26 protein-coding genes are annotated in these 22321 nt (G+C 71.1%); 13 read left to right on the top strand and 13 right to left on the bottom strand.

From position 1 onward, the window contains the following. Positions 1 to 52 precede the first annotated feature (52 nt). Positions 53 to 694, bottom strand: a complete 642-nt coding sequence (locus ACFPZI_RS06565) for an RNA polymerase sigma factor (protein ID WP_381359362.1) — start codon at positions 692 to 694, stop codon at positions 53 to 55. A 164-nt stretch (positions 695 to 858) separates the two neighbouring features. Next, positions 859 to 1248: a hypothetical protein gene (locus ACFPZI_RS06560; protein WP_381359359.1), complete on the bottom strand. Its 390-nt coding sequence runs from the start codon at positions 1246 to 1248 to the stop codon at positions 859 to 861. Between the two features lie 212 nt (positions 1249 to 1460). Here ACFPZI_RS06560 and ACFPZI_RS06555 point away from each other — a divergent pair, with 212 nt between their 5' ends. Further along, positions 1461 to 1955 (top strand): DUF1877 family protein, encoded by a 495-nt coding sequence (locus tag ACFPZI_RS06555; RefSeq protein WP_381359356.1) that lies wholly within the window; start codon positions 1461 to 1463, stop codon positions 1953 to 1955. 25 nt (positions 1956 to 1980) lie between these two features. Here the strand turns inward: ACFPZI_RS06555 and ACFPZI_RS06550 are convergent, their stop codons facing one another. The 3 genes from ACFPZI_RS06550 to ACFPZI_RS06540 form a co-directional block, all read right to left on the bottom strand. Next, positions 1981 to 2556, bottom strand: a complete 576-nt coding sequence (locus tag ACFPZI_RS06550; RefSeq protein WP_381359353.1) for a hypothetical protein — start codon at positions 2554 to 2556, stop codon at positions 1981 to 1983. Positions 2557 to 2662: 106 nt separating this feature from the next. After that, positions 2663 to 3256, bottom strand: a complete 594-nt coding sequence (locus tag ACFPZI_RS06545) for a hypothetical protein (protein WP_381359350.1) — start codon at positions 3254 to 3256, stop codon at positions 2663 to 2665. A gap of 149 nt (positions 3257 to 3405) precedes the next feature. Further along, a complete protein-coding gene (locus tag ACFPZI_RS06540; protein WP_381359553.1) occupies positions 3406 to 5007 on the bottom strand; it encodes a beta-N-acetylhexosaminidase in 1602 nt (533 codons plus the stop codon). Positions 5008 to 5162: 155 nt separating this feature from the next. On the opposite strand from ACFPZI_RS06540, the gene ACFPZI_RS06535 reads away from it, so the two are divergent. The 5 genes from ACFPZI_RS06535 to ACFPZI_RS06515 all read left to right on the top strand — a co-directional run bounded on the left by ACFPZI_RS06535 (position 5163) and on the right by ACFPZI_RS06515 (position 9582). Further along, positions 5163 to 5876: a 2-oxo-4-hydroxy-4-carboxy-5-ureidoimidazoline decarboxylase gene (locus ACFPZI_RS06535; protein ID WP_381359347.1), complete on the top strand. Its 714-nt coding sequence runs from the start codon at positions 5163 to 5165 to the stop codon at positions 5874 to 5876. 284 nt (positions 5877 to 6160) lie between these two features. Then, complete coding sequence (gene sdhC / locus ACFPZI_RS06530; protein ID WP_381359344.1) at positions 6161 to 6541, top strand: succinate dehydrogenase, cytochrome b556 subunit; 381 nt, start codon at positions 6161 to 6163, stop codon at positions 6539 to 6541. 5 nt (positions 6542 to 6546) lie between these two features. Next, on the top strand, positions 6547 to 7029 hold the full coding sequence (locus tag ACFPZI_RS06525; RefSeq protein WP_381359342.1) for a succinate dehydrogenase hydrophobic membrane anchor subunit: 483 nt from the start codon (positions 6547 to 6549) through the stop codon (positions 7027 to 7029). 19 nt (positions 7030 to 7048) lie between these two features. Continuing rightward, positions 7049 to 8803, top strand: coding sequence for a succinate dehydrogenase flavoprotein subunit (sdhA, locus tag ACFPZI_RS06520; RefSeq protein ID WP_381359339.1), 1755 nt, complete (start codon positions 7049 to 7051; stop codon positions 8801 to 8803). Continuing rightward, the gene (locus tag ACFPZI_RS06515) at positions 8803 to 9582 is read left to right on the top strand and encodes a succinate dehydrogenase iron-sulfur subunit (RefSeq protein WP_381359337.1); all 780 of its coding nucleotides are present in this window, start codon (positions 8803 to 8805) and stop codon (positions 9580 to 9582) included. The genes sdhA and ACFPZI_RS06515 overlap by 1 nt, the downstream gene beginning before the upstream one ends. A 136-nt stretch (positions 9583 to 9718) precedes the next feature. Here ACFPZI_RS06515 and ACFPZI_RS06510 read toward each other — a convergent pair whose 3' ends face one another. From ACFPZI_RS06510 to ACFPZI_RS06500, 3 genes are all read right to left on the bottom strand, one after another. Next, positions 9719 to 9985 carry a TM2 domain-containing protein gene (locus ACFPZI_RS06510; RefSeq protein ID WP_381359335.1) on the bottom strand — a complete coding sequence of 89 codons (267 nt, stop codon included), beginning with the start codon at positions 9983 to 9985 and terminating at the stop codon, positions 9719 to 9721. A gap of 229 nt (positions 9986 to 10214) precedes the next feature. Next, the gene (locus tag ACFPZI_RS06505) at positions 10215 to 10631 is read right to left on the bottom strand and encodes a DUF2752 domain-containing protein (RefSeq protein ID WP_381359332.1); all 417 of its coding nucleotides are present in this window, start codon (positions 10629 to 10631) and stop codon (positions 10215 to 10217) included. Further along, positions 10624 to 11139, bottom strand: coding sequence for a TM2 domain-containing protein (locus ACFPZI_RS06500; RefSeq protein WP_381359330.1), 516 nt, complete (start codon positions 11137 to 11139; stop codon positions 10624 to 10626). Before ACFPZI_RS06500 ends, ACFPZI_RS06505 begins: the two co-directional genes overlap by 8 nt. A gap of 166 nt (positions 11140 to 11305) precedes the next feature. Between ACFPZI_RS06500 and ACFPZI_RS06495 the strand changes: the two genes are divergently transcribed. Beyond that, on the top strand, positions 11306 to 11716 hold the full coding sequence (locus ACFPZI_RS06495; protein WP_381359327.1) for a VOC family protein: 411 nt from the start codon (positions 11306 to 11308) through the stop codon (positions 11714 to 11716). A 322-nt stretch (positions 11717 to 12038) separates the two neighbouring features. Further along, entirely contained in the window at positions 12039 to 12845 is an 807-nt protein-coding gene (locus ACFPZI_RS06490; RefSeq protein WP_381359324.1) for a TetR/AcrR family transcriptional regulator, read from the top strand. 95 nt (positions 12846 to 12940) lie between these two features. Here the strand turns inward: ACFPZI_RS06490 and ACFPZI_RS06485 are convergent, their stop codons facing one another. Both ACFPZI_RS06485 and ACFPZI_RS06480 read right to left on the bottom strand, forming a co-directional pair. Then, positions 12941 to 14284, bottom strand: coding sequence for a metallophosphoesterase (locus ACFPZI_RS06485; protein ID WP_381359323.1), 1344 nt, complete (start codon positions 14282 to 14284; stop codon positions 12941 to 12943). A gap of 24 nt (positions 14285 to 14308) precedes the next feature. Continuing rightward, positions 14309 to 14557 (bottom strand): SCO4848 family membrane protein, encoded by a 249-nt coding sequence (locus ACFPZI_RS06480; protein ID WP_065002176.1) that lies wholly within the window; start codon positions 14555 to 14557, stop codon positions 14309 to 14311. A gap of 172 nt (positions 14558 to 14729) precedes the next feature. On the opposite strand from ACFPZI_RS06480, the gene ACFPZI_RS06475 reads away from it, so the two are divergent. Next, a complete protein-coding gene (locus ACFPZI_RS06475) occupies positions 14730 to 16112 on the top strand; it encodes a D-alanyl-D-alanine carboxypeptidase family protein (RefSeq protein ID WP_381359320.1) in 1383 nt (460 codons plus the stop codon). On the opposite strand, the gene ACFPZI_RS06470 is transcribed toward ACFPZI_RS06475, so the two are convergent. Further along, a complete protein-coding gene (locus tag ACFPZI_RS06470; RefSeq protein ID WP_381359317.1) occupies positions 16060 to 16971 on the bottom strand; it encodes a YihY/virulence factor BrkB family protein in 912 nt (303 codons plus the stop codon). The genes ACFPZI_RS06475 and ACFPZI_RS06470 overlap by 53 nt on opposite strands. Positions 16972 to 17096: 125 nt before the next feature. On the opposite strand from ACFPZI_RS06470, the gene ACFPZI_RS06465 reads away from it, so the two are divergent. Beyond that, entirely contained in the window at positions 17097 to 17894 is a 798-nt protein-coding gene (locus ACFPZI_RS06465) for a decaprenylphospho-beta-D-erythro-pentofuranosid-2-ulose 2-reductase (protein WP_381359314.1), read from the top strand. Positions 17895 to 17940: 46 nt separating this feature from the next. Here the strand turns inward: ACFPZI_RS06465 and ACFPZI_RS06460 are convergent, their stop codons facing one another. Together ACFPZI_RS06460 and trpS are read right to left on the bottom strand one after the other, a co-directional pair. Next, positions 17941 to 18519, bottom strand: a complete 579-nt coding sequence (locus ACFPZI_RS06460; RefSeq protein WP_381359311.1) for a 2'-5' RNA ligase family protein — start codon at positions 18517 to 18519, stop codon at positions 17941 to 17943. A 222-nt stretch (positions 18520 to 18741) separates the two neighbouring features. Further along, positions 18742 to 19755, bottom strand: coding sequence for a tryptophan--tRNA ligase (gene trpS, locus ACFPZI_RS06455; protein ID WP_381359309.1), 1014 nt, complete (start codon positions 19753 to 19755; stop codon positions 18742 to 18744). Between the two features lie 131 nt (positions 19756 to 19886). Here trpS and ACFPZI_RS06450 point away from each other — a divergent pair, with 131 nt between their 5' ends. From ACFPZI_RS06450 to ACFPZI_RS06440, 3 genes are all read left to right on the top strand, one after another. Continuing rightward, the gene (locus ACFPZI_RS06450) at positions 19887 to 20444 is read left to right on the top strand and encodes an RNA polymerase sigma factor (RefSeq protein ID WP_381359306.1); all 558 of its coding nucleotides are present in this window, start codon (positions 19887 to 19889) and stop codon (positions 20442 to 20444) included. Continuing rightward, the gene (locus ACFPZI_RS06445) at positions 20441 to 21346 is read left to right on the top strand and encodes a hypothetical protein (protein WP_381359304.1); all 906 of its coding nucleotides are present in this window, start codon (positions 20441 to 20443) and stop codon (positions 21344 to 21346) included. The genes ACFPZI_RS06450 and ACFPZI_RS06445 overlap by 4 nt, the downstream gene beginning before the upstream one ends. 210 nt (positions 21347 to 21556) lie before the next feature. Then, a complete protein-coding gene (locus ACFPZI_RS06440) occupies positions 21557 to 22270 on the top strand; it encodes a hypothetical protein (protein ID WP_381359550.1) in 714 nt (237 codons plus the stop codon). The last annotated feature ends 51 nt before the right edge of the window (positions 22271 to 22321 follow it).

Raw genomic sequence — 22321 nt, 5'->3', positions numbered from 1 at the left:
GCATGTTCAGACCGCCGAACCGGCCGCGCGTCACAGGCGGCCCCGCCCGCCGTCACGCGCCGTCCCGGTCACCAGTTCGCTTCGAATCACCCAGCGTCCGGGAGGCCTCATCCGTCACACTTTCGCCGCCCAGCTGCCTGGCCAGGCGTTTCAGGCCCCGGTACGCGGCCGTCCGTACCGCGCCCGGCCGCTTGCCGAGGACCCGGGCGGCGGCGGGGCCGTCGAGGCCGACGACCACCCGCAGCAGTACGGCCTCGGCCTGGTCCCGGGGCAGCCCGGCGACCAGTTCCAGGGCCCGCTCGGTGGAGATGGCCTCCAGTGCCTGGTCGGGCGTGCTCTGCGGGCCGGGGAGGTCCAGCACGTCCTGTTCCAGCGCCGAGGGCCGTGGCCGCACCCGCTGCCGGCGCAGGTGGTCCAGTGCCCGGTGCCGGGCGATGGTCGCCGTCCAGCCTCGGAACCCCGCCCCGTCGCCCTTGAACCGGCCGAGGTCGCGGGCTATCTCCAGCCAGGCGTCCGAGGTCACGTCCTCCGCGTCGTCGCCGACCAGTCCGCGCGCGTAGCCGAGAAGTCCGGGCTGCACGAGGCGGTAGGCCACGGCGAAGGCGGCCTCGTCACCGTCCTGGGCCCGCGTGACGGCCGCGCCCAGTTCCCCGTCGTGCGCCAGTGCGCGGCGGGGTTGCCCTCCCTTGCCCAAGAACTGTCCTCGTCCGTACCGGTCCGTGGCGCAGCCGTCCGGCGCGCCAGGTCGGGTCGTGCCTACGGCCCCAAGGTCATCAGCGTCCGGCGCCACGAAAGTGTCACAGCTCGTCAGTTGCCCCGTGGGTGCCGCTCGACCGGGCCCGGGCGCCGCCCGTCACTTCAGTGGTCCCCGCTCGACGCGTCCCGGCACAGCAGGCGCAGGGATCCCTCGGCCGTGTAGCAGCGGCGGGCCTCCTTGATCGGGTCCCAGAGGCGGCCGTCGGGAGTACGGAGCCAGTGCTCGCCGCCCGAGGCCCACCACTCGCCGCCGGTCTGACGTGCGATCACCTCACCGGCATAGGCGCCGAACCCGCGCAGCACCGTCTCCACGGCGGCGTAGGGGGCCGCCTCCCGGCGTATGTCCTCGATGACGCGGTCGACGCTCCACAGACTGCGCGCCGAGTAGTCGAGGCGCAGCCGCGCCCCTTCGCGCATCGCCGTCACGGTGTCCGCCGCCCACCGCACGGGTTTGGTCGCGGCCGAGGGCCGGGTCTCCTGCTGTGTCGTCACAGTCGTCGCAGTCGTCACACCCGATAGAGCGCTCCGGCCCGCGGTTTTGTCACCCGGATGTGCCCGGTCGCGGGCAACCGGCGCAGAACCGCCCCGGATCCGCCGCGGCACGGTCACAGGAGCGGCCGTTCCGGCGGGCGTCCGGCCCGGCGGGCGGCGGGGCGATCGGCGTCGGAGTGACGGATCGGGGCCCGGCCGCGCTCATGTCTTCGATGAGTACGTACTTCCACTTCCGCGCCGTGCCGCCCCCAGCCCTGCGCAACAGCCCCGTCTGGCTGCTGCGGCTGTTCGAGGACGACTGGGACACCGTGCGCGAACGCATCGGCCGGCACCGCGAGGAGGTCCTCGACAAGGGCTACCTCGACCACGAGGTCCTCTACGCGGGCGCTCCCTCGCCGCACGCGCCGGACGGACCGTCCGCGCACGTCGTGCTCGGTGGCCGGCCGGTCTCCCCGCCCGGTCCTGACCGGCCGCCGTTCCTGTTGCTCACCGCGGCGCAGGCCGGCCGAGTCGCCGGCTTCCTGAAGAACGCCGACTTCGACGCGCTGTGGCGGCGGGCCCGTGCCCGGATCGTCCCGCGCTACGGCGGCCCGGACATGGAGCAGCAAGCACGCGGCATCTTCGCGGCGGCCCACCGCGACCTGACCGCGTTCTACACGCGCACGGCACAGCAGCGCGAGGCGGTGGTGAAGTGGTTACTCCTTTGAACCGGCGGCGGCCGTCCCGCCCCGGTCACTTGTCCCTGCGGTTCCGGCGGGAGAGGGCCGCGACCAGGACGCGCCGGCCCTCCGTCGAGACCTCCAGCGCGCGCCGCAGCCCGGCCGGGCCGTGACCGGCCAGAACCTCCAGGACGGTGATCTGGCGGCGCAGTTCGGCGGCGCAGAGCGGTGACAGGGGCAGACCTTCCGTACGGCCCTCGCGGGCTGCCTCGACCGCGTCCGTCACGTCCTCGGCGGGATCGCCGCCGTCCAGGATGCGGTGGACCCGCAGCGCGGTGACCGAGCAGGCGTGGGCCCACCCGCGCAGTGCGTTGGTGGAGCGCTCCGCCGGGGCGGTGGTGAGCATCCGGTGCGCGAGCGCCGCCGCCTCAGTGCCGTGCGCGCCGTCCGCTGCGGCGAGCTTGCCGCGGGTCTGCTCCAGCCGCTCGGCCCATTCCTCGGCGGCGGCATCCTCGGCGAGGCTCCCCCACAGGGGGCGCAGCGTCTCGTCGGCACCGCCCAGCAACGGCACGCAGCGATCCAAACAAGCCACCCCACTCGCGGCCAGCCCTCGCTCGTCGGCCTGCGCGATCAGTTCCACCAGGCTCATCCACGTCTCCTCAGTGGGTCTTGACAGGCCTCTGAAGAGGCCCTTCATGGACCTCACCGGTACGGAGGCCGCATTTTCCCTTACTGCGTGCGACGGCCCGGGAATGTCACAGAGGGACGACTCCCAGCCGGTCGAGCAATCTGAAGAACAGGTTTTCGGCCAGGGGGTGTCCCCGCTCGAGCGAAGCCGAGAGTGGGGGAGGACCGGGGTCGGCGGTCAGCACCTCGACCAGTTCCTCCACGGACACGGTGTGTCCGGCCTCGGCGGCCCACTCGACGGCTCGGTCGGCGGCGTCACGCGGCTCCAGGAAGTAGTCCTCCAGCGTGAGCCCGTCCTGCACCACACCCTCCGCGCCCTCGACGCCGTCCGCCCCGCCGGTGTCGTCCGCCGCCGGGGCGCCGAGGTAGCCGGCCATCGCGGACCGCGCCAGGCAGGTCGTCCAGGCCCCGCTCCCCGGTGCCGCCGCCTCCACCACCACGCAATCGCTGTCCATCACGTAGCCGAACAGCGCGGGTGCGCCGGTCTCCCTGGCGAGGTCGTTCATGTTCCCTATGCCGCCGTCGCCGCTCGGGTACTCCCAGACCTGCCATCCGCCCGGGGCCGACGTGCGCAGGGTCATACCCCGGGCGCCGGCCAGCGCGTCCCGTTCGGCAAGCGGCCGCTCGTCACGGCCCACGACGAAATATCCCCAGTAGCCCATATGCTGATATTCCCCCCGGTGTATCGGTTTCGGCCCGCCAGAAGACCACCACAGTCGTACGGGGGTTCGCAGGAATATGCCGTGATCCACCCCACGAAACTCCTCCGGAATCCACCGAAGCCCACCGAAACCACCACACCCGGTCCGGCTCAGTCCACCTCGTCCGCCAGGCTCCGGAACTCCGCCCAGGACAGCGCCGGTTCGGCCGGGTCCCAGAGCTTCTGCACGGTCGCCCGCAGCGGCATCCTGATCCCGGCCGCGACCTGGTCCTCACTCTGCGCACCGGACAGGTCGCACCAGATGGCGAAGGACCCGCCGAGGATCTGACCGTCGTACCGGGAGGGCACGGCGGTGGTGTCGCGCAGCACGCGCGGCGTCCACTGCTCGTAGATCCGCTCCCCCGTCGGGTAGACGAAGTCGTTCGGCTCACCCAGCACGTAGTAGAGGAACTCGTCGTTGTAGTTGAGGACCTCGCGGCCCTCGCTCAGATAGTCCGCCGGCTGCCGGGCGCCGATCTCCTTGCCGGTCCAGTAGGCGACCTGGATGTCCTTCGCGGCCCGTACCGAACCGTCCTCGAAGAAGCCGTCGTTCCAGGCGCGGAGCGTGCGCCCGTGGGCGCGGACGGTGTCGGCGCGGTCGTTGAGCCAGCTCGTGGCCAGGTCCTCGACGGTGGCGCCGGAGCCGTGCTTCTTCCGCGCGGCGGCGGCAAGTCCCGGGAACGACGCCTCGGGGTCGGACACCACCAGCGCCTGGTACTCGTCGGCGCCGAGGTGCCACTGCGAGCCGGGAAACAGCTCCGCGTACTCGTTCAGCAGGTCGTCGACGATCTCGGCGGACTCCGGATCGGAGATGTCGATCGCGCCGCGCACCGCCCCGCCGCCCGCGTTGCGCAGCTGGAGACCCGGGTGTGCGGCGATGACGGCGCCGAGGTGTCCGGGCGAGTCGATCTCGGGCACGACGGTGATGTGCCGGCTCGCGGCGAGGTCGACGATCCGCTTGACCTGCGCCTTGGTCAGGTGCTGGTCGGACACGATCTCCGGGTGCGAGTCGGACGCGATACGGAAGCTCTGGTCGTCGGAGAAGTGCAGGCCCAGTTCATTGAACTTCAGGTCACCGAGCTCACGGACCCGGTCCTCGATCCAGCCGGCGGTGAAGTGCTTGCGCGCAACGTCCAGCATCATCCCGCGCCGCTGCTTGGCGGGCTCGTCGCGCACGACCCCCTCGGGGGCGGTCTGGGCGCCGCGGATCTGCTGCTTGAGGGTGCGGGTGCCGTAGAAGACGCCCGCCTCGGCGGGGGCGCTGACGGTCACCCGCCCGCCCCGCACGGTCATCGTGTACGACTCGGGGTTCGCGCCCTTGCCCTTGTTCAGCTCCAGGCGCAGGTCCCCGGCGCGCTCGTCGTTCTTCTCCCCCGCGTACGCCAGGCCCAGCTCGCCGGCTACGAGGCGGCCCTCGTCCGCCAGGGCCGGATCGCCGACGACCACCCGGTGACCGCGCTCGGGCCGCCAGCCGGGGCCGCGCTCGGCACTGTGGTCACGGACGGCGGGGATGGTCCGGGGCGCCTGGGACAAGGGGTAGGAACGGGTGGGGCTCGGCTCGGCCTCCCCGGCCGGCGGCGAACCCGCCGTGTCCCCGGAGCGGGAGGCGGCGGAACCGGCCGGACCGCCGTCGTCGTCCGATGTCACCCAGAGGCCGATGCCCACGCCGGACGCCGCGACCACCGCGCCCGCCGCGAGGGCCACGACCAGCATCCGCCGCTGCCTCACCTGGTGCGCGGATGGCCGACGCCTGTGCTGCCTGTGCTGACTCACACGCCCAACCTACGGCCCATCCGGGTGACGGACGTCGATGAGCTGTTCCGAAACCCTCCCGTCCGGGTGAATCTCGATTATCGATCGGACATGTCATGGACTCACTCGATAACGTGTCGGCACAACTCTCACACCATCTGCCACTCATCCCCACTCATCCCCACTCATTCCCACTCATTCCCACTCCTTCCCCCACACCGACACACGCGACGCCCCGAGGACCCACGCTGCCTGCGCACCGTCTCCCGCACCTCCCCAACCGGATCGCCGTACCCGAACAGCCGCGCGGCACTCCCGGAGCACCCGGGGCGCCCGACACGCCCGGCGCCCCGTCCGGACTGGACCGCTTCAACACCGCGACCACCCAGGACGCCGAGCGCGCCCTGCTGGCCTGCCTGCACAGCCCCCGCTGGGCCGTGCGCGTCGCGACCCACCGCCCGTACCCGGACCTGGAAGCCCTCCTGGCGGCGGCGGACGAGGCGGCCTACGACCTGCCCCGCGCGGACCGCGCCGACGCGCTGGCCGCGGAAGCCCTCCCCGGTCTCCCGGCGGACGCCTACTCCGCGGCCCATACGGCCCTGAACGCGGCCAACGCGGCCTACCAGAGCCGTTTCGGGCATCCGTTCGTCATTTGCGTCGACGGTCTGAAGCCGGACGAAGTCCTGGACCACGTACTCGAAGGCATCCGGTCACGATTGGCCAACGATCCCGAGGAGGAGCGCCTGGTGGCGGCGGAGGAACTCCGGCGCCTGGCCCGGGGCCGCCTGGCCGCCCTCCTCGCGCATGACGGATCACTGACGGGCCACTGACGGGCCGCGGCACCCGCCCGGAGGCGACACCAGGCCCACGCCAATCCGCACCAAGCCACCCAAAGCCCCCTCGACGGCACCTCGGAACCCGTCCCGGCACCCGTCCCGCGGCCCGCCCCTCTAGCCCGTAAGCGTGCCAGTTCGATCGCAGCGGCAGGGCCCCTGTCCGCCACGCGGCCATACGTGGCTACGATGCTGGGGGCCGGTGGACCGTACCCGGCCGGGCCCGACCGACCCGGAGAAAGCCGGCGCGGCCCCAACCCCCGCTCCCGGAGGAAAATTCCGTGCCGGCTGGAACGCTGTACCGCGGCCGGGAAGGAATGTGGTCCTGGGTGGCTCATCGAGTCACCGGCGTCCTCATCTTCTTCTTCCTGTTCGTCCACGTGTTGGACACCGCCCTCGTGCGAGTGTCCCCGGAGGCCTACGACACCGTCGTGGCCACGTACAAGACGCCGATCGTCGCGCTGCTGGAGTACGGCCTCGTCGCCGCCGTCCTCTTCCACGCGCTCAACGGCCTGCGTGTCATCGCCGTCGACTTCTGGATCCAGGGCGCCCGGTACCAGAAGCAGATGCTCTGGACCGTCGTCGCCGTGTGGGTCGTGCTGATGCTCGGGGCGCTCTACCCCGTGCTCGGCCACGCCGCTCGTGAACTGTTCGGGAGCTGAGGCCAATGTCCACGACTGAATCCACCGCTTCGGGCATCGGCCCCGTCGAAGGCGCGTCGCTCTACTCGGTCGACAACCCGGCGCCGGTCATCGAGCCTCCGCGCCAGCGGACCAAGAAGACCCCGAAGACCACCCGGGGCAACTTCGAGATGGCCGCCTGGCTGTTCATGCGCCTGTCCGGCGTCGTCCTGGTCGTTCTGGTCATCGGGCACCTGCTGATCCAGCTCGTGCTGGACGGCGGCGTCTCCAAGATCGGCTTCGCCTTCGTGGCGGGCCGCTGGGCCTCGCCGTTCTGGCAGGTCTGGGACCTGCTGATGCTCTGGCTCGCAATGCTGCACGGCGCGAACGGCCTGCGCACGGTCATCAACGACTACGCGGAGCGCACGAACACCCGGCTGTGGCTCAAGGGCCTGCTCTACACCGCCACGGTGTTCACCATCCTGCTGGGCACGCTGGTGATCTTCACCTTCGACCCGAACATCCGCTAGGCACGGGGCTGCGAGAATCATGAAGATCCACAAGTACGACACCGTCATCGTCGGCGCCGGTGGCGCGGGCATGCGCGCGGCCATCGAGTCGACGAAGCGCAGCCGCACCGCCGTCCTGACCAAGCTCTACCCCACCCGCTCCCACACGGGTGCCGCGCAGGGCGGCATGGCCGCCGCGCTGGCCAACGTGGAGGAGGACAACTGGGAGTGGCACACCTTCGACACGATCAAGGGCGGTGACTACCTGGTCGACCAGGACGCCGCCGAGATCCTGGCGAAGGAGGCCATCGACTCCGTCCTCGACCTGGAGAAGATGGGGCTGCCGTTCAACCGCACCCCGGACGGCACCATCGACCAGCGCCGCTTCGGCGGCCACAGCCGCAACCACGGCGAGGCCCCGGTCCGCCGCTCCTGCTACGCGGCCGACCGCACCGGTCACATGATCCTCCAGACGCTGTACCAGAACTGCGTCAAGGAGGGCGTGGAGTTCTTCAACGAGTTCTACGTCCTGGACCAGCTGATCACCGAGGTCGACGGCGTGAAGCGGTCGGCCGGTGTGGTGGCGTACGAGCTGGCCACCGGCGAGATCCACATCTTCCAGGCGAAGTCCGTGATCTACGCCTCCGGCGGCACCGGCAAGTTCTTCCGGGTGACGTCCAACGCGCACACCCTGACCGGTGACGGCCAGGCGGCCGTGTACCGGCGCGGGCTGCCGCTGGAGGACATGGAGTTCTTCCAGTTCCACCCGACCGGCATCTGGCGCATGGGCATCCTGCTGACGGAGGGCGCCCGCGGTGAGGGCGGCATCCTGCGCAACAAGGACGGCGAGCGCTTCATGGAGAAGTACGCGCCGGTCATGAAGGACCTCGCCTCGCGCGATGTCGTGTCCCGGTCCATCTACACGGAGATCCGTGAGGGTCGCGGCTGCGGTCCCGAGGGCGACCACGTCTTCCTGGACCTCACCCACCTCCCGCCGGAGCAGCTGGACGCCAAGTTGCCCGACATCACGGAGTTCGCGCGGACCTACCTGGGCATCGAGCCGTACACGGACCCGATCCCGATCCAGCCGACCGCGCACTACGCCATGGGCGGCATCCCGACGAACGTCCAGGGCGAGGTGCTGGCGGACAACACCACCGTCGTCCCCGGCCTGTACGCGGCGGGCGAGGTCGCCTGCGTGTCGGTGCACGGCGCCAACCGGCTGGGCACCAACTCGCTGCTGGACATCAACGTGTTCGGCAAGCGGGCCGGCATCGCGGCCGCCGAGTACGCGCACACCGCCGACTACGTCGAGCTGCCGGAGAACCCGGAGTCCTTCGTCGTCGAGCAGATCGAGCGGCTGCGGTCCTCCACCGGCACCGAGCGGGTGGCCGAGATCCGCCGCGAGCTGCAGGACACCATGGACGCCAACGTCATGGTGTTCCGCACCGAGCAGACGATCAAGACGGCGGTCGAGAAGATCGCGGAGCTGCGCGAGCGCTACCTGAACGTCTCCATCCAGGACAAGGGCAAGCGGTTCAACACCGACCTGCTGGAGGCGATCGAGCTGGGCAACCTGCTCGATCTGGCCGAGGTCATGGCCACGTCCGCGCTCGCCCGCAAGGAGTCCCGCGGCGGCCACTACCGCGAGGACTACCCGAACCGGGACGACGTCAACTTCATGCGCCACACCATGGCGTACCGCGAGGTGGGCGACGACGGCGCCGAGTCGATCCGGCTCGACTACAAGCCGGTCGTCCAGACCCGCTACCAGCCGATGGAGCGTAAGTACTGATGGCTACCCCTGTTATGGACAAGGCGGAAGCGGCCGGATCGCCCGAGCCCGGCTTCGGCGACTCCCCGTACATCACCGCGACCTTCCGGATCCGCCGGTTCAACCCGGAGGTCTCCGACGAGGTGGTCTGGGAAGACTTCCAGCTGGAGATCGACCCCAAGGAGCGTGTCCTCGACGCGCTGCACAAGATCAAGTGGGATCAGGACGGCACGCTGACCTTCCGCCGTTCCTGCGCCCACGGCATCTGCGGCTCCGACGCCATGCGGATCAACGGCAAGAACCGCCTGGCGTGCAAGACGCTGATCAAGGACCTCAACCCCGAGAAGCCGATCACGGTCGAGGCCATAAAGGGCCTGACGGTCCTCAAGGACCTGATCGTGGACATGGAGCCGTTCTTCCAGGCGTACCGGGACGTGATGCCCTTCCTGATCACGAAGGAGACCAACGAGCCGACGCGCGAGCGGCTGCAGTCCGCCGAGGACCGCGAGCGCTTCGACGACACGACCAAGTGCATCCTGTGCGCCGCCTGCACGTCCTCGTGCCCGGTGTTCTGGAACGACGGCCAGTACTTCGGTCCGGCCGCCATCGTCAACGCGCACCGGTTCATCTTCGACTCGCGCGACGAGGCCGGTGAGCAGCGCCTGGAGATCCTCAACGACCGTGACGGCGTGTGGCGTTGCCGTACGACCTTCAACTGCACGGACGCGTGCCCGCGCGGCATCGAGGTCACCAAGGCGATCGCCGAGGTGAAGCGGGCGCTCATCACGCGCCGCTTCTGACGCCTTTCCCGCACATGGCTGAGGCCCCGATCCGCTGGATCGGGGCCTCAGCCATGTCGGCCGCCGCGCTCGGACTGCGCCTGTGCGGGCGCCGCGCCGTGCGGCCGTGCCGGCCGCCGGAGCGGCCGATGCCGCGTCAGCCGCGAAGAACGCGGCCCTGCTTGTCGGTGCGGTCGTTGCTCACGAGGAACATGACGCCGTCGATCAGCGACCAGAGGCCGAGGCCACCGCAGGTGAGCAGCTGGGCGATGCCGATGCCCACGGAACCGACGTAGAAGCGACCGATGCCCAGGGTCCCCAGGAATATCTGGAGAAGACCGGCGACGATCTTCGACTTGTCGGAGTAGGGACGGCCCTGCGGGTCGTAGCCGTAGGGGGCCTGGGGGTCGGCGGGGACGGTCATGGTGCTGCTCCTGAAACGGGGCGGGACGGGCCGGGCGGCTTACCCGGACGGCTCAGGAGGGAGTACCGAAGACACGCGTACGGATGCGCGCAACTACGGCGCCGCAAAATACGGTTCGCAAACCGTCCCCCCTGCGCGAGAGGAGCGTAAGGGGCTCTTTCTTCGAACGGGTAAGCGAGGAGTCGAATGTTCCCGTTCCGTGATCAGTCCGGTCCGATTCCCGCACTTTTCACACGAAGTTGCGGACCACCGTCCAGGCCACCGCCGCCGTGAGGATCAACGCCTGGGCCCAGGGCGCGATCCGGGGCGCCCAGGCGCGGCCGCGCAGCCCCTCCAGCGTCCAACGCCCCCACAGTGCCAGCGCGAACGGCGCGGCGAGCAGCAGGGCCCTGTTGTCCAGCCAGGCGGCGGAGAACCGGCCGTGCATCAGGTCGTACACCATGCGCGTACCGCCGCACGCCGGGCACAGCAGGCCGGTGACGGCCCGCAGCGGGCACTGGGGCAGGAGGTGACCCGGCTCGTGCGGGTCGGTGCCCCACAAGTAGGCGGCGCCCACGGCACCCGCCGCCAGCACCGCGACGGGGGCAGCCGCGGGATGCCACCGCGAGTGCCCCCGGGACGGGACGGAACGGGCCTGTTCAGCCACGCAGGACCCGCCCGTGGGCGTCCGTGCGGTCGTTGCTGACCAGGTACATGATGCCGTCGATCAGCGCCCAGAAACCGAACCCGCCGCAGGTGAGCAGCTGGGCGATGCCGATGCCGACCGAGCCGACGTAGAAGCGGCCGATGCCGAACGAGCCGAGGAAGAGCTGGAGGATACCGGCGACGATCTTCGACTTGTCGGAGTAGGGACGCCCGTAGGGGTCGTACCCGTAGGGCGCGCTCGGGTCGGGGACGAACCCGGGGTGCTGCTGGAACCCGGGCGGGGACGGGTAGCCGCCGGGGGGCGGCGGATAGGCACCGGGGGGCGGCGGGTAGCCGCCGGGAGCCTGGGGGCCGCCGGCAGGCTGCTGGGGGCTGGGCTGCGGGTAGCCGTAGGCAGGTTGCTGAGGGCCGGGCTGCGGGTAGCCGTAGGGGCCGGACGGGTCGGCTTTGCCGGAGTTCGGGGGGCCGAAGCCGTGCGGCGTGGACGGCTGCTGCGGCTGCTCGCTCACAGTGGGTCTCTCCTGAAAGATACGGATAACTGTCGGTCATCTTGCAGGACTCGGGCGGTAATGAGAAGTCGGATCCCGACGGCGGCCGCCCACCCGGACGAGTGACCCTCCGCCGCCCGGCCACCACCTCTGCCCGCTTTGTGCCAGTACCGCCTAATGTGACGACATGTCAGACGATGAGTCCTACGAACTGCTCGGGTTCGACCATGTGCTGCTGCCCGTCGGGGACCTCGACGAGGCCGTCGGATTCTACGAACGGGCCGGGTTCCCGGTCGGCTTCCGGCTGGACGAGGCCGGGATCGTCCTGCTGAAGGTGGGCGGCGAGACGCCCGGGATACTGCTGCGGCACGAGGAGGGCCTGGGCTGCCGGCCACCGGCCTGGCCCTCCGCTCGGATGTGGCTGGAGGTGCCGGACGCCCGCCTCGCCGCCGAGGCGCTGGAGAGCGCCGGGATCGGTCTGCTCGACGGGCCGTTCTCGAGCGCCACCGGCTGGACCGTCGAGTTCGCCGACCCCTGGGGGAACGTGGTCGGCCTGACCGACTACACCAAGCGCCCGCAACTGGGCCGACGGCCGTAGCGGCGGTCCGCGCGGGCGTCGCGCCTCTCGTCGGCGCGGGCCACACGGCCGCAGGGGGCCCGCGAACCCGGCATGTCCCCACGGCAGGCCCCAGGGTCTTCCGTTTGGACCAGGCCGGATCGGGCCGGATCGGATCGGCCCGGATCGGGGAGCGGGGTCCGGTGCCGGGAGCACCGCCCACGCCCTTCGGGCAGTGGGGGAGCTCGCAAGGCGCAGGCGGGAGCCAGGGCAGAGCCCCGGGGACCGACGACAACGCGGCGAGGCGCGGTGCCGGACCCCGCGAGCCCGGCCTGATCCACACGAGAGGCCCTAAACTCTGTCCGTGTCCGTGAAGAACGACGGTCCCGGTGACGGTGCCGCACTCAGCAAGTCCGAGCAGACCCGCGCCCTGATCCTGGAGACGGCCATGCGGCTGTTCCAGGAGCGCGGGTACGACAGGACGACCATGCGGGCCATCGCCACGGAGGCCGGGGTCTCCGTCGGCAACGCGTACTACTACTTCGAGGGCAAGGAACACCTGATCCAGGGGTTCTACGACCGGATCGCCGCCGAGCACCAGCGGGTGGTCCAGGAGACCCTGGAGCACGAGACCGACCTGGAGGCCCGGTTCGCGGGCGTGCTGAAGGCGTGGCTGGACATCGCCACGCCGTACCACGAGTTCGCGGTGCAGTTCTTCAAGAACGCCGCCGACCCGGACAGCCCGCTCAGCCCCTTCTCGCCCGAGTCGGAGCACGCGCGCGTGGAGGCGATCAGCGTCCACCAGGAGGTGCTGGCCGGTTCCAGGGCCAAGGTGCCCCCGGAGCTGCGGGAGGCGCTGCCGGAGCTGATGTGGCTGGCGCAGATGGGTCTCGTCCTGTACTGGATCTTCGACCGTACCGAGGGCCGCGAACGCAGTTACCGCCTCGCCGAGCGCGGCGCCCGCATCACCGCGCGGGGCGTCGCCCTGGCCCGTTTCCGGGTCCTGCGCCCGCTGGTCCGCGAGGTCCACGACATGTTCACGGAGTTCCTGCCGGGGATGACCAAGATGCTGCCGGACCCGGCGAAGGCCCAGGGGACACCCGCCGGGAACAACGAGACGGCCCAGGGGACACCCGCCGGCGGCGACGGGCGCCCCGGTCCGGTCAGTTGACGGCGTCCACCTCACCGGGGGCGAGTTCCACGTCGTGACCAGTGGGCCGCCGAGCACCGTCACCTGCCCCGCACGGGAGCCGTGCGGGGACGCCGTCAGGTCTGCTTCGACGCCAGTTCGATCACCGTGATGTCCGACGGCGCGCCGACCCGGGTGGGCGGGCCCCAGGCGCCGGCGCCACGGCTGACGTACAGCTGCGTGTCGCCGTAGCGGTCCAGGCCCGCGAGGGTCGGGTTGGCGGCGCCGGCGAGGTAACTGGCGGGCCAGAGCTGGCCGCCGTGGGTGTGGCCGGAGAGCTGGAGGTCGACGCCGTGGTCGACGGCCTCGTGGACCATCACCGGCTGGTGGGCGAGGAGCACGCACGCGCGGGCCCGGTCCCGGTCGCCGAGCGCCCGCGCGTAGTCGGGGCCCTGGCCGTCGCGCTCACCGGCCAGGTCGTTCACCCCGGCGAGGTCGAAGTGCGGGAGTTGCGTGCGCGCGTTCTCCAGCGGGTTCAGGCCGAGCCGGCGCACCTCGTCGACCCACTCCTCGGCACCGGAGAAGTACTCGTGGTTGCCGGTGACGAAGAAGGAGCCGTGACGTGCCCTCAGCTGCGCGAGCGGGGCCGCGGCCGGGCCGAGTTCCTTGACCGTGCCGTCCACCAGGTCGCCGACGACCGCGATCAGGTCGGGCTGGGTGGAGTTGATCGTGTCGACGACCTTCTGCGCGAAGCCCCGGCCGAGGATCGGCCCCAGGTGGATGTCGCTGACCACGGCGATCCGGTAACCGTGCGCCGCGCGCGGCAGCTTGGCGAGCGGCACGGTGACCCGCTTCACCTGCGGCCCGCGCACCGTACCGTACGTGCCGTACCCGACCGTCCCGACGGCCGCCGCGGCGGCGGCCCCGGCGACCACCCGGGAGACGAACAGCCGCCGGGAGGGACCGGCGGGGGCCTTCGGGATGGCGGGACCATCAAGTTCATCGGGGGCGTCGGCGGCGGGCGCGGGGGCCGTGGCACCGGTCGGCGCGGGGGCGTCCGCGTCCGCCGGCTGTGACGTTCCCGGTGCGGCCGCGGCGGCCGTCGCGGCCGCCGGTATCGGCGTCGGCTCCTGGCTCGGTGGCGTTGCCGTGCGCCGCGCCCGGCGCTCCAGGACCCGGCGCAGCACCGGGCGGACGGCCTCGCCCACGAGCACCGCGAGGAACAGGTAGAGGCACAGGGCCAGCCAGAGGTAGCCGGGCCAGGCCAGGACCTGCTTGAGCCAGAACGGGGCACCGCTGCGTGTGGCGAAGAACGCCGTGAAGGTCACCGCCCAGCCTCCGGCGATCACCCCCACACCGACGCGGCGCACGGCGCCCGGAGCCCGGGTCGTGTCGCGGAACAACCGGCGCCACAGGTACCAGTTGCCCGTCACCAGGACGGACAGGACCAGCAGGGCGACGAGTACGAAGACGATGACCACGGTGCGGTGTTCCCCAGGTTTCCGTTACGACGTCCGTGACGTCCGGCTCAGTGCGCGCAGACCACGCAACCCGATGCCCCCGACGACCGTCCCCAGTACGAAGGAGACGACGGCCAGCAGCAGATGGACCCAGAAATACGCCGTCGGCTCACCGTCGTCGAAGGCGAGCCCGCTGCCGTCCTTGACCAAATTCTTGACGAAAGTGACCCAAATGATCCAGCTCCACACCCCGAAGGCGAGCAGGAACCAGGAGACGGGGCGGCTGAGTTTCACCAGATCTGACCTTTCATCGCAACGCCGGGCGCCCGGATTCGGCCGGGGCTCCGGGGGTGGTCCCCCGGGCGGGCACGGCATGGGTCCAGTATCACCGGCCGGTGTCCGGTTCCTTTCGCGGGGTGGGGAGGGAGTGGGGACTTCCGCAGGCACTGCATGTACGTTTCCGACCGTGCCCGCACCCAAAAACTCCATCCGGCGCTCACTGCTGGTCACTTCCGCCATATTCTTGTCCACCGCGCTGACCGCTCCCGTCGCCCTCGCGGCCCCGAGCCCGTCGTCCAGCCCGTCGTCCAAGCCCTCGGCCGGCTCCTCGGCCTCGGCCACGGCCGACCCGTCGAAGAGCCCGTCGAAGGAGTCGAAGGGCTCCAAGGGCTCCAAGGCCGCTCCCCCGGCGAAGATGTCGACGGTGGGCGGCACCCGGCTCGGGCAGGCGGGGACCCAGGTCAATCTCGCGAGCGGCGTGCCGGTGCTGCCGAAGGGCCTGTCGGCCCGGTCCTGGATCGTCGCCGACGCCGAGTCGGGCGAGGTGCTCGCCGCGCACAACGCGCACTGGCAGTTGGCCCCGGCGAGCACCCTGAAGATGCTGTTCGCCGACACACTGCTGCCGAAGTGGCCCAGCTCGACGGAGCACAAGGTCGAGTCCTCCGACCTGGCCGGCATCGGCTCCGGTTCCAGCATGGTCGGGATCAAGGAGGACGAGACGTACACCGTCCACGACCTGTGGCTCGGTGTCTTCCTCCGCTCGGGCAACGACGCCGTGCGGGTGCTGGCCGCCATGAACGAGGGCGTCGAGAACACCGTCGAGGAGATGAACGAGCACGCCGAGGAGCTCCAGGCCCTCGACACGGTCGTGATGAGCCCGGACGGCTACGACGCCGAGGGGCAGGTGTCGTCCGCGTACGACCTGACCCTGATCGCCCGTTCCGGGCTGCAGAAGAAGGACTTCCGGGAGTACGCCTCGACGGTCCGCGCGGACTTCCCCGGTGAGACGAAGAAGAACAAGAAGGGCAAGAAGGTCCGCGAGTCCTTCGAGATCCAGAACACCAACCGGCTGCTGTCCGGCGACTACGACGTGCCCGTCTACGAGGGCATCGCGGGGGTGAAGAACGGCAACACCACCCATGCGGGCGCCACCTTCACCGGGGTCGCCGAGCAGGACGGCAGGGTCCTGCTCGTCACCGTGATGAACCCGGAGAAGAAGGAGAGCAACGGGGTCTACAAGGAGACCGCGAGGCTGTTCGACTGGGGGTTCAAGGCAGCCGGCAAGGTCGATCCGGTGGGTGAGCTGGTGCCGCCCAGGAGCGCCGCGCAGGCCGATGCCCGGCCGGGCTCCAGCGCCTCCCCCGGCGAGGCGGGCGGCACGGGTGAGGGCGCGCTCGGCGCCGCGGGCAGCAAGCCGGTGGCGGGTGCCGCGGCCGGGGGCGGGGCCGGCGGCGTCGGGACCGCGCTCGCCGTCACGGGCGGAGTGCTGGTGCTGCTCGCGGGCGGGGCGTTCCTGGTCAACCGCCGCTGGCCGCTGCCGGATCTGGTGCGCCGCCGTCCGCGTCCGTGACCGCTGTGCCCTCCTGGCTCTGCGTCGCCGTCCAGGCGGCGCAGAACACGACCAGTTTCATGGTGAAGTTGATCCACAGCAGCAGGGCCACCGGGACACCGAACGCGCCGTACATGCTCTTCGCGGCCACGCCCTGCATATAGCCGCTGAGCAGCAGTTTCAACAGTTCGAAGCCGACCGCGCCGATGAGCGCGGCCACGATCAGACTACGGCGGGCGGGTTCGACGCCGGGCAGCAGCGACAGGACGTACAGCAGGAGCAGGAAGTCGGCGCCCACGGCGACGGCGAAGGCCGCGATCCGCAGCACGATCCCGCCCCAGCCGCCCTTCTCCAGCCCGATGGCGTCGCTGATCCGGCCGACCGCCGTCGAGGCGACCGTGGAGGCGCCCAGAGTGACCAGGACCGCGCCGCCGAGCCCGACGAGGATGCCCGCGTCCTTGACCTTGCGCAGGGCGGGGTTCTCCTCCGGGTCGGGCCGCTCCCACACCGCGCGCAAGCACTCCCGCATCGATCCGGCCCAGCCGATGCCGGTGAACAGCAGGGCGGCACCGGCGATGAGGCCGATGGTGCCGGCGTTCTCCACCAGGTTCCCGATGTCCAACTGGTCGGAGATGCCGGGCACCTGCTCGGCGATCTTCTTCTGGAGGGTGTCCTGCTGCTCCTGGCTGAGCATGGCGGCGCCGATCGCGGCGGCGACGGTGAGCAGCGGGAACAGCGCGACGAAGCTGGTGAACGTCATCGCGGCGGCCAGCCGGGTCCAGTGCACCCGCTCCATCCGCTCGTAGGACCGCCACGCGTGCGTGAGCATCAGCCGCGTGGCCCACGGGCCGACGACCGGAAGTTTCTTCAGCCAGTCCATGAACCGTCTTTGCCCCTGCAGGGGAAATCCCATGTCGGGAGCGACATCTCATTAATCACCCGTTCCGGGGAGTGCTGCAAGGTTTCAAAACTAATCGCTCATATAGGGGCGATACGGTCACCGACATGCCTGATGACACCGTCTCCCCCACGGGATGGGGCCGCATCGCTCCCGCCGCGGCCCGGCTGCCCCACTCCCTGCTCGTCCTCGGCGGCACGTCCGAGATCGCGCTGGCCACGGCGCGCCGGCTGATCGCCCGCCGCACCCGCACGGTGTGGCTGGCGGGCCGGCTCTCCCCCGCGCTGGACCGGGCCGCGGAGCAGTTGCGCGGCCTGGGTGCCCAGGTGCGCACCGTCGCCTTCGACGCCCTCGACCCCGCCTCCCACGAGAGCGTCCTCGGCAAGGTCTTCACGGACGGTGACATCGACATGGTGCTGCTCGCCTTCGGCACTCTCGGCGACCAGGCCCACGACGAGCGGTCACCACAGGCCGCCGTCCGGGTCGCGCAGACCAACTACACCGGCGCGGTCTCGTCGGGCCTCGTGTGCGCGGGCGCCCTCCAGAATCAGGGGCACGGCTGCCTGGTGGTGCTGTCGTCCGTCGCCGGTGAGCGGGCCCGCCGCGCGGACTTCATCTACGGCTCCAGCAAGGCCGGCCTGGACACCTTCGCCCAGGGCCTCGGCGACGCGCTGTACGGCACGGGCGCGCACGTCATGGTCGTACGCCCCGGCTTCGTCCGTACCCGGACGACCGCCGCTCTGCCCGAGGCGCCGCTCGCCACCACCCCGGAGGCGGTCGCGACGGCGGTCGAGCTGGGGCTGCGCCGCCGCGCGGAGGCGGTGTGGGTGCCGGGCAGGCTGCGCGTGGTGATGTCGGTGCTGCGGCACCTGCCCCGGGCGGTGTTCCGGCGGCTGCCGATCTGAGTCCTTACGGCCCGGAGGCCCGGAGGCCCGGAGGCCCGGAGGTCAGTCAGTGCGCGGTGACGGAGCCGCGGTCGGCGTGGCCGGACTGCGGGGGCACCACCAGCGAGCCGAACGGGAACTTCCGCAGCTTGCGCCACACCCCGTCGGCACCCTGTTCGTAGAGCGCGAATCCGGTGCAGGGCCACCGCGTCTCGTAGTCGGCGAGTTCCTCGAAGGCGCGGTCCATCGCCGCCTCCTCGATGCCGTGCGCCACGGTGACGTGCGGATGGTACGGGAACTGCAGCTCACGCGCGACGGGACCGGACGCGTCGCGGACCTGCTTCTGCAGCCAGGTGCAGGCCTCGACGCCCTCCACGACCTGGACGAACACGACCGGTGACAGGGGCCGGAAGGTGCCGGTGCCGGAGAGCCGCATGAGGAACGGGCGGCCGGTCGCGGCGACCTCGCTCAGATGCGTCTCGATGGCCGCCAGGTCGCCCTCGTCGACCTCCGTCGGCGGCAACAGGGTGACATGCGTGGGGATACAGTGAGCAGCGGCGTCACCGAAGCCCGCGCGCAGCTGCTGAAGCCGGCTGCCGTGAGGCTCCGGAACCGCGATCGACACACCGATCATTACGGTCCCCACGTCGTCTCCTTCGTTTCCGTCGTAGCCGTCGTTTCCGTCGTGGTGGTGGTGCCGGTCCGGCACACAGCGGGTGGCCGCCGAAGCGGCCGCCCTTGTATCGACTGTACGACCACGGCCCGCTCCCGGGCAGGCGCAGCCGGAGTGATGTACGGCGCTCACCCGGTGGTACGAATCGGTACCGGGTCCGCGTTCAGTTCCGTGGTGACCGGGGCCGGGGCCGGGTCAGTGCTTGGCGGGCAGGAAGCCCACCCGCTCGTAGGCCAGCGCGAGGGTCTCCGCGGCGACGGCGCGGGCCTTCTCGGCGCCCTTGGCCAGGATCGAGTCGAGCGTCTCGGGGTCGTCCAGGTACTGCTGGGTGCGCTCCTTGAACGGGGTCACGAACCCGACCATGATCTCGGCGAGGTCCGTCTTCAGCGCACCGTATCCCTTGCCGGCGTAACGCTCCTCCAGCTCGGTGACGCTCGCGCCGGTGAGGGTCGAGTGGACCGTGAGGAGGTTGCTCACACCCGGCTTGTTCTCGACGTCGTAGCGGATCACGGTGTCGGTGTCGGTGACCGCGCTCTTCACCTTCTTGGCGGTGGCCTTCGGGTCGTCGAGGAGGTTGATGAGGCCCTTCGGCGTGGACGCCGACTTGCTCATCTTGACCGTCGGGTCCTGGAAGTCGTAGATCTTCGCCGTCTCCTTGAGGATGTACGGCTTCGGGACGGTGAAGGTCGGGCCGAACCGGCCGTTGAAGCGGTCGGCGAGGTCGCGGGTGAGCTCGATGTGCTGGCGCTGGTCCTCACCCACCGGCACCTCGTGCGCCTGGTAGAGCAGGATGTCGGCGACCTGGAGGACCGGGTACGTGAACAGGCCGACGGAGGCGCGGTCGGCGCCCTGCCGGGCGGACTTGTCCTTGAACTGGGTCATGCGGGAGGCCTCGCCGAAGCCGGTGAGGCAGTTCATGACCCAGGCGAGCTGGGCGTGCTCGGGGACGTGGCTCTGGACGAAGAGCGTGCAGCGGTCCGGGTCCAGCCCGGAGGCCAGCAGCTGGGCGGCGGCGAGCCGGGTGTTGGCCCGCAGCTCGGCCGGGTCCTGGGCCACCGTGATCGCGTGCAGGTCGGCGAGCATGTAGAACGCGTCGTGCGTCTCCTGCAGGGCCACCCACTGGCGGACGGCGCCGAGGTAGTTACCGAGGTGGAACGAGCCTGCGGTGGGCTGGATTCCGGAGAGCACGCGAGGACTTTCAGAGGCCATGGCCCCTATTCTCTCAGGTTCCCGAGGGCGGTCCGGAATCGACCGGAAAAAGGTGGGAACCGATCCGCCTCCGGCGGTGTAACAAGAGGGTGAGGGCGCGGGAGGGGGGCCGCATCGTCGATGAGACCGCGGTGATCGCACGCGTACGCGCCGGGGAGCCGGAGGCGTACGCGGAGCTGGTGCGGGCCCATACGGGCATCGCGCTCAGGGCAGCCACCGCGCTCGGGGCGGGTGCGGACGCGGAGGACGTGGTGCAGCAGGCCTTCGTCAAGGCGTACTGCGCGCTGGGCCGGTTCCGGGACGACACGGCGTTCCGGCCATGGCTGCTGTCGATCGTGGCCAATGAGACGAGGAACACCGTGCGCGCGGCGGCCCGCCGGTACACCCTCGCCGGTCGTGAGGCGGCGTTCGCGGAGGCGGAGCCGGTGATACCGGAATCGGCGGATCCGGCGGTGGCGACGCTGGAGAGGGAGCGCCGGGCCGCGCTGACGGCCGCCTTGGAGAAGCTGAGCGAGGAGCATCGCCTGGTCGTCACCTACCGCTATCTGCTGGAGATGGACGAGCGGGAGACCGCTCAGGCCCTGGGCTGGCCCCGGGGCACGGTGAAATCACGTCTGAACCGCGCCCTGCGGAAGCTGGAGCGCCTGCTGCCGGACTTCCGGCCCCGGAAAGGGGGTGACCTGACGTGAGCGAGCCGTACGGCGGTGAGGGAGGCGGCGTCGGGCGCCGGCGCGCCGAGGCCGCCCGGCTGAGGGAGGAGCTGCGGGCGCTCGGCCGGTCCATGGACGGGACGGGAGGAGCCGGTGGGCCCGAGTCGATGGTCGAGCGGGTGCTGGCGCAGATAGTGGCCGAGGAGGTGCCTGTTCCGGTGGCCTCAGCGCAAGGTGCCGGGGAGCGGCTGCGGATGGTGCGTCGCTGGACGCGGGCACGGTGGCGGTCGCTGGCCGCCACGCTGTGCGGGCTGCTGACGGTGCTCACGCTGACGCCCCCGGTGCGGGCGGCGGTGTCCGACTGGTTCGGCTTCGGCGGGGTGGAGGTGCGCTACGACCCGTCGGCGGTGCCCTCCGAGGGCGCCGAGGTGCCGGACTGCGGGCCGTCGGTGTCGCTCGGGCGGGCGGAGCGGCAGGCGGGGTTCGCGCCGCTGGTGCCGAAGGCGCTGGGCGCTCCCGACGCGGTGACGGTGAGCGGTCTGCCGCGCGGCCGGTTCCTGGTGAGCCTGTGCTGGCGGGAGCGGGGGCACACGATCCGGCTGGACGAGTTTCCGGCCCGGCTGGACGTCACGTTCGCCAAGAGGGTGCGCGAGCAGCCCGAGTGGATGTCGCTGGGCGGGGACCGCGCCGGGGGTGGTGGGGTGCCGGATCCGGCACTGTGGTTCCCGCGGCCCCATCTTCTGAGTTTCTGGCTGGTGGACGCGGACGGTCACCGTTTCACCCGGAAGGAACGCACGGCCGGGCCGACGCTGCTGTGGATGGAGGGCGACGGGGTGGTCGGCGAGGGGGACGCGAGTGAGGTGACCCTGCGGCTGGAGGGGGAGGCGTCCAAGGCGCGGGCGCTGGAGATCGCGGAGTCGGTGGGACCGTGGAAGCCGTGAAGCCGTGAAGCCGTGAAGCCCATTGAATCCGGGTGGTGGGGTCCTCCGGTGGGTTCTCGGATTGGGGGCCGCCGTTGGGAACCCCACCGGGTCGGGCGGTGTACCAGAAGTGACAGGCGGCTCATGGACGGGCCGCACGGGGAATCGACCGGCCGAGTGGGGGTCCGGATGCGCGGATGGAAGGGCAGTGTTCGACAACTGACGGCAGGGGTGGGTGCGTTGGCGGCTGCGCTGGCCCTGATGGTGTGGGGAGCGTCGCCGGCTTCCGCCGGGGGGCCGACGAGCGTGCTGGTGGTCTCGCCGGGGAGCGAGGAAACGGCGTCGCTGTACTACTCCGACAAGGAGTACGGCCGGCTGGAGCGACTGCTCGGCCCCGTCGGCAAGGGCACACGGGAAGGGCCACCGGAGGCGGCCTCGGCCTCGGCCCGGCTGATCAATGTGACGTGGATGGTGCACGATGTGACGCCGTGGCGCGTGGACCGGGTCTTCCTGGCGGACGTGGGTCAAGACGTGTGGATACACACGGCGGGGCACCTCGCTGAATCGCCGAACGGCCTCTGGCACCGCGCCGAAAACCCATCGGATGTGCACAAGTTCCTGTTCGAGCTGGGCGTGATGGGCAAGACGACAGGCGCGGGATCGGCCCCTGGGATCTACCCGGCACCGTGGCAGACGGAGCAGGCCGGGTCGGGGACGGAGCAGGCCCGCCCCGGGACGGATCAGGGTGCGGCCGCGGCAGCCTCCGAGACCCGCGCCGTGCCGGCGACGGGCGACGGCACCGACTGGTGGTGGGCGATACCGGGCCTGGCGGCCGGAGCGGCACTGGCCCTGGTGCTGCGTCCGTACGTGACGCGGTTGCCGCTGATCCGCCGACGGAAGGACCGGGAGGATCCAGGACCGAGGCAGGAGCTGCTGGATGCCTGATGACGGCGCACGGCGGCCCGGCACATGGCCGGACCGCCGTGGGACGCGTCG

It is taken from the genome of Streptomyces chlorus, assembly GCF_042655885.1.
Taxonomy (GTDB): Bacteria; Actinomycetota; Actinomycetes; order Streptomycetales; family Streptomycetaceae; genus Streptomyces; species Streptomyces chlorus.
Note: the sequence above shows the minus strand (reverse complement) of the source record. Positions and strands in the feature narration are given on the sequence as shown.

What these genes read in the sequence shown, in the direction of transcription:
- ACFPZI_RS06555 (WP_381359356.1), top strand. Translation starts at nt 1,461, where the DNA reads ATGAGTACGTACTTCCACTTCCGCGCCGTGCCGCCCCCAGCCCTGCGC.
- ACFPZI_RS06550 (WP_381359353.1), bottom strand. Translation starts at nt 2,556, where the DNA reads ATGAGCCTGGTGGAACTGATCGCGCAGGCCGACGAGCGAGGGCTGGCC.
- ACFPZI_RS06545 (WP_381359350.1), bottom strand. Translation starts at nt 3,256, where the DNA reads ATGGGCTACTGGGGATATTTCGTCGTGGGCCGTGACGAGCGGCCGCTT.
- ACFPZI_RS06540 (WP_381359553.1), bottom strand. Translation starts at nt 5,007, where the DNA reads ATGCTGGTCGTGGCCCTCGCGGCGGGCGCGGTGGTCGCGGCGTCCGGC.
- ACFPZI_RS06535 (WP_381359347.1), top strand. Translation starts at nt 5,163, where the DNA reads ATGGACTCACTCGATAACGTGTCGGCACAACTCTCACACCATCTGCCA.
- ACFPZI_RS06525 (WP_381359342.1), top strand. Translation starts at nt 6,547, where the DNA reads ATGTCCACGACTGAATCCACCGCTTCGGGCATCGGCCCCGTCGAAGGC.
- sdhA (WP_381359339.1), top strand. Translation starts at nt 7,049, where the DNA reads ATGAAGATCCACAAGTACGACACCGTCATCGTCGGCGCCGGTGGCGCG.
- ACFPZI_RS06515 (WP_381359337.1), top strand. Translation starts at nt 8,803, where the DNA reads ATGGCTACCCCTGTTATGGACAAGGCGGAAGCGGCCGGATCGCCCGAG.
- ACFPZI_RS06510 (WP_381359335.1), bottom strand. Translation starts at nt 9,985, where the DNA reads ATGACCGTCCCCGCCGACCCCCAGGCCCCCTACGGCTACGACCCGCAG.
- ACFPZI_RS06495 (WP_381359327.1), top strand. Translation starts at nt 11,306, where the DNA reads ATGTCAGACGATGAGTCCTACGAACTGCTCGGGTTCGACCATGTGCTG.
- ACFPZI_RS06470 (WP_381359317.1), bottom strand. Translation starts at nt 16,971, where the DNA reads ATGGACTGGCTGAAGAAACTTCCGGTCGTCGGCCCGTGGGCCACGCGG.
- ACFPZI_RS06465 (WP_381359314.1), top strand. Translation starts at nt 17,097, where the DNA reads ATGCCTGATGACACCGTCTCCCCCACGGGATGGGGCCGCATCGCTCCC.
- trpS (WP_381359309.1), bottom strand. Translation starts at nt 19,755, where the DNA reads ATGGCCTCTGAAAGTCCTCGCGTGCTCTCCGGAATCCAGCCCACCGCA.